General features: G+C 52.1%; 5 protein-coding genes. All 5 read right to left on the reverse strand.

The window, feature by feature from the left end; translation table 11 throughout:
- Positions 1 to 204: 204 nt before the first annotated feature.
- Positions 205 to 1,065, reverse strand: coding sequence for an AraC family transcriptional regulator (locus GC101_RS21945; RefSeq protein WP_171718966.1), 861 nt, complete (start codon positions 1,063 to 1,065; stop codon positions 205 to 207).
- A 152-nt stretch (positions 1,066 to 1,217) separates the two neighbouring features.
- A complete protein-coding gene (locus GC101_RS21950; RefSeq protein ID WP_171718967.1) occupies positions 1,218 to 2,903 on the reverse strand; it encodes a glycoside hydrolase family 13 protein in 1,686 nt (561 codons plus the stop codon).
- Between the two features lie 284 nt (positions 2,904 to 3,187).
- Positions 3,188 to 5,506, reverse strand: coding sequence for a glycoside hydrolase family 65 protein (locus tag GC101_RS21955; RefSeq protein WP_171718968.1), 2,319 nt, complete (start codon positions 5,504 to 5,506; stop codon positions 3,188 to 3,190).
- 354 nt (positions 5,507 to 5,860) lie between these two features.
- Positions 5,861 to 6,523 carry a beta-phosphoglucomutase gene (pgmB, locus tag GC101_RS21960; RefSeq protein WP_171718969.1) on the reverse strand — a complete coding sequence of 221 codons (663 nt, stop codon included), beginning with the start codon at positions 6,521 to 6,523 and terminating at the stop codon, positions 5,861 to 5,863.
- 206 nt (positions 6,524 to 6,729) lie between these two features.
- Positions 6,730 to 7,012: hypothetical protein (locus tag GC101_RS35845; protein ID WP_216626700.1), on the reverse strand; the 283-nt coding region annotated here is incomplete at its 5' end.

Genomic DNA, 7,012 nt, shown 5'->3' on the forward strand with positions numbered 1-7,012 from the left:
TTGGATGACAGTACACTATACTAAGACCCTATAATCTGTTTATTATACCAAGCCTGCCTGGAATCTCAAAATAAAAAATGCTAGCTTGTGAGGCTGGCAGGTATGCCGCTTCTTTAGTTGCCTTCAGCCTGAGTCCCTGTATATGCAAAAAAGGCCTCACCATCCTTGCGGACAGTGAAGCCGTTTCCGGTACAGCCTGAACAATTATTTCTTCATTACAGGAATCCATATTTCGCAGACATAATCCTCTGCTGATGTATCGCCTGGCGGATACAGCTCGAATTCGGGTCCGCCTGTATGCTCGTAGCCCGTTCCCGGGAACCATTCCTGGAAAATGCGCTGCCAGACCCCTTGAATCGCATCAGGCATAGCTCCTACAGATTTGAATACCGCCCAGGTCGCAGCCGGAACCACTGCAGTCTCATACGCCTGCGGGTCAGTGGACGCGTCTGCTTCAACACCAATCCAGTAGGACAGCATTTCCGTCTCCATATTCATATTCATACAGATGCCGAGCCATTCTTCACGTAAGCCGAACTCAATCAGCTTATCTGATGTGCCGTCTTCATTGCATTCATTCCAGAACTGCGGAATTCTGCGGAAATTCTCCCCGTCCTTGCAGGTAACCTCCATTGATTTGCCGATAACGGTAAAAGCTTCTTTATTCACGATTTTGTAATCCATTTCCTGATCTCCTTTCAATGACAGATGGAAAGAGAGGCGCGGGAAGGCTTTGAGCTGTACCCCGGGTTCGCGCGCAGCGGAGGGGGGAAGCCCGTGCGCTTTGCGGAACGCTTTGGCGAATGACTCCGGGGAGTCATATCCGTATTTCAGTGCGACATCCAGCACCCGGATGTTTGAAATGGCCAGCTCTTGAGCGGCCAGAGTCAATCTGCGTTTGCGGATATAGTCTGCTACGGTGACGCCGGTCAGCATGCTGAACATGCGCTGGAAGTGGAAAGGGGAGACATACGCCACTGCGGCAATCTCTTCGATCCGCAGCGGTCCGGTCATTCTGCTCTCCATATAATCCAGCGCATTCTTCATTCGGATCAGCCATTCCAAGTTTGCCATCTCCCTTTAAGTTCATAGTATCACGCGGCCTACGGGCCGGTCCTGTTATTCTCTGCTCATCTGAGACAGGGTACAGTCAACGGCCTACAGTCTATGATCCTATGATGTCATATTTCAAGGGGTTTGTCAGCTTCCGGCAAAAGCTAGCCTAACCGGCAGACTCTCGCTTCATACGGACGCAGCGTACTGCGGTCCATGGGCGCCGGCTCCTCCGGATAGTTCCCGATAATCGTTTCGGTTACGGCGTTCAGCTCGTCAGGCAGCTCTACAGTCTGCGGCGTGTCACAGAAGTTGAGCAGCACCAGCCATTTCTCACCGTCCAGTGTCCGGGTGTACGCGTAGATATATTCATGCTCCGGCAAAAGCAGCTCATATTCACCATACACCATGATCAGATGCTGCTTACGCAGGCTAATCAGCTGCTGATAATAGTAGAATACCGAGTCAGGATCGGCAAGCGCCTGTTCCACATTGATCTCTGTGTAGCGCGGATTGAGCTTGAGCCAAGGTGTACCAGCGGTGAAACCGGCATTCGTTGAGGCGTCCCATTGCATGGGGGTACGGGCGTTATCGCGGCCTTTGGTGTGAATCGACTGAAGAACCGTGTCGTGATCTGCGCCGCCTTCCGTAACCTTTTCCCGGTACATATTGAGAATCTCTATATCCTTGTAGTCCTCCAGCACAGGGAATTTCACGTTGGTCATGCCGATTTCCTCACCCTGGTAGATATAAGGTGTACCTTTGAGCGTGTGCAGCAGGGTAGCCAGCATTTTGGCAGAAATCACACGGTATTTGCCGTCATCCCCGAACCGGGAGACCATCCGCGGCTGATCGTGGTTATTGAGATAGAGGCTGTTCCAGCCTTTGTCCGCCAAGCCTACCTGCCATTTGTGCAAAATATCGCGCAGACCCTTCAGCGTCCACGGAATCACATTCCACTTGCCGCCCGGGCCGGAATCGACATCCATATGCTCGAACTGGAACACCATCTGCAGCTCATGCCGGTCTTCGTCAGTATAGAGAATGGCGTCTTCGACAGTTGCCCCCGGCGTTTCGCCGACGGTCATCACATTGTATTTGGAGAGAACTTCACGGTTCATTTCCTGGAGATACTCATGAACCCGCGGTCCATTCATATAATATTCTCCGCCACCGGCCAGCTCACCGGGAGCCAGGCCCTCATGGTGTGCGGAAGGGAGCCCTTCTACTTTGGAGATCATGTTGATGACATCCATCCGCAGCCCGTCTACACCTTTGTCCAGCCAAAAAGCAATCATTTTATAGAGGGCTTCCCGCAGCTCCGGATTCTCCCAGTTGAGATCCGGCTGCTTGCGCGAGAACAGATGCAGATAGTATTCGCCCGTCGCCTCATCCTTCTCCCAGGCCGGTCCGCTGAAGATGGAGCTCCAGTTGTTCGGCAGCGTGCCATCCGGTCCGCCGGGACGCCAGATATAATAATCGCGGTAGGGGTTATCCTTGGAGGCGCGGGATTCCGCGAACCAGGCATGCTCGTCCGAGGAGTGGTTAATCACGAGATCCATCATCAGCTTGATGCCGCGGGCATGCAGGCCGGCCAGCAGCTCCTCCCAGTCCCGCAGCGTACCGAATTCATCCATAATATCCTCGTAGTTGCTGATATCATACCCATTGTCATCGTTCGGTGATTTGTAGACCGGCGACAGCCAGACGACATCAACGCCCAGCTTCTGGAGATAATCCAGCCGGGAGATGATTCCCTGCAGGTCCCCGATTCCGTCTCCATTGCTGTCCTGGAAGCTGCGGGGATAGATCTGATAGACTACGGCTTCTTTCCAAAAGGCTCTATTCATTTGGGTGGGCTCCTTTGAGATTTTATTTAGAATTTGACCTAGAGATACTCCAATGCTGATGTTGGCCGTTACTGCGGTGATTTTCGGACTTCCGGCCGCTGTTGTCCCCAGATTTCCTGATTAAACCGCTGATCGCGGTAGAAATCCGGTGACAAAGGCGGACGCTGCCGCTCCTACACTTCCAAACTTCCTCTCCGCCTTTCTTGCTGATTCAATTTTCAAGTTCAAGATATTTAAAAAAGCCCCGAAGAAGCTTAATGCCTCCGGGGCGGGGGAGACAGAGACTACACAGTTACCGAAGAACCGTCAGCAGTCACACTGCTCAGTCCTTTCACCGTATACTCCTTGCCATGAATCGTGAGGGATGCCGGAACATCGGTTTCATTACTAACCGTAACCTGTACATCGGTAACTGTAACCTTCAGACGGGAGCCGCGGAACATGATTTTGAACGAATAAGAGGTCCAGTGTCCCGGGTTGGAAGGGTTCAGGGTCAGCCGGTCGCCCAGCACCCGGAGTCCGCCGAAGCCATGTACAATTGACATCCATGTGCCCGCCATGCTGGTCGTGTGGCAGCCGTCTTCCGTATCGTTATTGTAATTATCGAGATCCAGCCGCGAAGTACGCAGATACATCTCATAGGCCTTCTCCTTGTAGCCCAGCTCGCAGGCCAGAATCGCATGGATACAAGGGGAGAGGGAGGACTCGTGCACGGTGATCGGCTCATAGAAGTCGAAGTTGCGCTTCTTGGTCTCCAGATCATAGCGGTCGCCCAGGAAGTAGAGCCCTTGCAGCACATCCGCCTGTTTAATGAAGCAGGAGCGCAGGATGCGGTCCCAGGACCATTTCTGGTTCAGCGGCAGGTTTTCCGGCAGCACATCCTTAACCTGGATAATCTCCTTGTCGAGGAAGCCATCCTGTTGCAGGAAGATGCCGCGTTCTTCATCAGCCGGGTAGTACATTTTGGCGATAATCTCGTTCCACTGCGCCGTTTCGCTCTCCAGCAGCTCCAGCTTGTCGGCCAGCTCTGCATAACGTGTGCCTTCATTCTCTTGCAGGTACGCCAACGCTTCCAGGGTATATTCCATCGTCCAGGCGGCAATCCGGTTCGTATACCAGTTATTGTTGACATTGTTCTCGTATTCATTCGGGCCGGTTACACCGAGCATTACATATTTGTCCTTATGCGGCACATAGTGCACGCGTTCTTCCCAGAAGCGGGAAATCTCCACCAGCACCTCAAGCCCGTATTGGCCGAGATAAGCCTTGTCGCCGGTATAGTTCACATAATTATAAATCGCATAAGCAATTGCGCCGTTGCGGTGGATTTCTTCAAACGTAATCTCCCACTCGTTATGACACTCCTCACCGTTCATCGTCACCATCGGGTAGAGTGCGCCTTTTTTGTAACCGAGCTTCAGGGCATTCTCTTTGGCTTTCTCCAGATGCTTGTAACGGTAGATCAGCAGATTGCGGGCAATCGAGGAGTCGGCGGTACTCAGATAGAAAGGCACACAATAAGCTTCCGTATCCCAGTAGGTGCTGCCGCCGTATTTTTCACCAGTGAAGCCCTTCGGTCCGATATTGAGACGGTCATCTTCGCCCGTGTACGTCTGATTCAGCTGGAAAATATTAAACCGGATTGCCTGCTGCGCCGACACGTCACCCTCAATAATAATGTCGCTTTCCTTCCACTTATCGCCCCAAGCCGCAGCCTGTTCGGTCAAAAGCGCTACAAATCCGGCTTCACGCGCACTCTGTAAGGCGGTCCGTGCGGCGTCCACCAGCTGTCCCAGCCCGTAATTGCGGGAGGTGACATTGGCGGCATACTTATAAATAACCACCTGATCGCCGGACTGTACCGGAACTGTTACTTTGCTGCCTACATATTTCTCCTGCTCGATAGATTCTGCTTCTGCGGCTGTTGGTTCGCCGTTGACCAGAATGTCATAGACATAGGCTGAGGTTACGTGAAAATCAAGCTTTTTGGTCTTCAGCGTGAGGTGTCCGCCCGCCGGTTCCGCTTTCTTCTCGACCTCGTTCCAGAACTTCTCGTCGTAGTTGGAATCCTTGTTCTTGATATCGCCATCCAGATAAGGAGTCACGGTAATCTCACCGGAGAAATTGAGCGGCTGAATGGAGTAGCGAATGGCGCCAATCTCATGGCGGACCATGCTGACGATGCGGATGCTCTCCACTTTCACTTCTTTGCCGTCTGCGGTCGTGGCTGTGAAGCTGCGGGAGAGTGTGCCTTCCTTCATATTAAGTACACGGCGGAATTCGCTGACTGTGCAGGCTGCCAAATCGAGCGGAGTGCCGTCAATTTCAACGTTGATGCCGATCCAGTTGGTGCTGTTGAGGACTTTGGCAAAATACTCCGGATACCCGTTTTTCCACCAGCCGACCCGTGTCTTATCAGGGTAATATACACCGGCCATGTAGCTGCCTTGCAGGCTGTGCCCGCTGTATTGTTCTTCGAAGTTGGCTCTGCCGCCCATGTACCCGTTTCCGATGCTAAATACGCTTTCGGAAATTTCCTGGGTCTGCGGATCAAAGGATTCTTCGATGATGGACCATTCATCAATTTTTAGGTATTGTTTCATTGTTATTGGCTCCTTTTAGATGGGGGAATGAGGTATATAAAATGAACTAAACCTGTTGTACTAAAATTACGGTGCCTCCGTCGCCACTGCGCGGAATGTTTGGACTTCCGGCCGCTGTTATAATCAGATTTCTCTATTAGTAAGCGATATTCAGCTGATGAAATCTGATTCTAGCATATGCTTCCGATGCGAGCTTTCCTACGGAAAGCTTTCAGGCGGACGCTAACGCTCCTACAGTTCCAAACTTCCGCTCCGCGGCTTCATCCCCATAATTTTAATGACCATTTTCAGTTCTTTTATAAAGAGTAGGGCAGAAGACAAGGGATCATATTACGCAGCAGCTGTTAATATTCGTCAAATGGCAGCAAAAGATTCCCGGAGTGCGTCAACGCTGATCTGCTGCAGCGAAGGGACCACCAGATTCGCTGCGCCCAGCGTCTCGGGCGAACCGATGCCGACGCTGCGCATGCCGGCACGGGTGGCGGCCAGGATGCCGGCTTCGGCATCCTCGAAGACTACGCAGTGTTCAGGAGCGATGTTGACTGCCTGTGCTCCCAGCAGGAAGACCTCCGGATCAGGTTTGGCTGCACTGGTGTGCGTGCCGTCGATGATCGCATCGAAGTAGGGGGTCAAGCCGGTATTGTTCAGAATGGTCATCGCATTCTTGCTGGCGGAGCCCAGGGCTACCTTGATGCTATGTTCCCGGCATTCCTTCAGGAAGTCCAGCGCGCCGGGCAGAATCTCTGAGCTGTCCATCTTGGCGATGTATTCGACATAGCGGTTGTTCTTCTGTTCGGCCAGCCGGGCCTTCTCCTCTTCTCCAAGCGTGATACCGCCGATCTCCAGCAGGATATTCAGGGAAGCGGCCCGGCTGACGCCTTTGAGCCGCTCATTATCGTGCTCGGTGAAGTCAAATCCGAGCTCCTCCGCCAGCTCTCTCCAGGCAATATAGTGGTATCTGGCGGTGTCGACGAGTACACCGTCCAGATCGAACAGGCAAGCTTTGATTTCTGACATAATGAACCTCCTAAAATGTAAGTGGATATAATCTATTTGAGAATCGCACCATATGGCGCGTCACAATAAATGGGTGGGAATGCTGCACTACGTACAACAATCCTCGGTGGAGCGCCTCCGTCTGGCAGAATTGTTGTACTACGTACAACAATCCAGAAGAAAAGTTGGTTAAATTGCGGAAATGTTGCACCAGATACAACAATTCGTCAGCGAAACGCTCCAGTTGGGCGGAAATATTGCACTACGTACAACAATCCTCGGTGGAGCGCCTCCGTCTGGCAGAATTGTTGTATTACGTACAACAATCCTCGGCCGAGCGCCTCCGTATGGCAGAATTGTTGTACCACGTACAACAATCCAAAAGAAAAGTTGGTTAAATTGCGGAAATGCTGCACTAAGTACAACAATCCGTCTGCAAAACGCTCCAGTTGGGCGGAAATATTGCATAAAGTACAACAATCCTCGGCTGAGCGCATCCGTCTGGCAGAA

Origin of the sequence: Paenibacillus phytohabitans (assembly GCF_013141775.1) — a bacterium.
GTDB classification, from domain to species: domain Bacteria; phylum Bacillota; class Bacilli; order Paenibacillales; family Paenibacillaceae; genus Paenibacillus_AQ; species Paenibacillus_AQ phytohabitans.

Bases quoted from the DNA above. Each gene is read 5' to 3' on its own strand.
- GC101_RS21950 (WP_171718967.1), bottom strand. From the start codon at position 2,903: ATGAATAGAGCCTTTTGGAAAGAAGCCGTAGTCTATCAGATCTATCCC.
- GC101_RS21955 (WP_171718968.1), bottom strand. From the start codon at position 5,506: ATGAAACAATACCTAAAAATTGATGAATGGTCCATCATCGAAGAATCC.
- pgmB (WP_171718969.1), bottom strand. From the start codon at position 6,523: ATGTCAGAAATCAAAGCTTGCCTGTTCGATCTGGACGGTGTACTCGTC.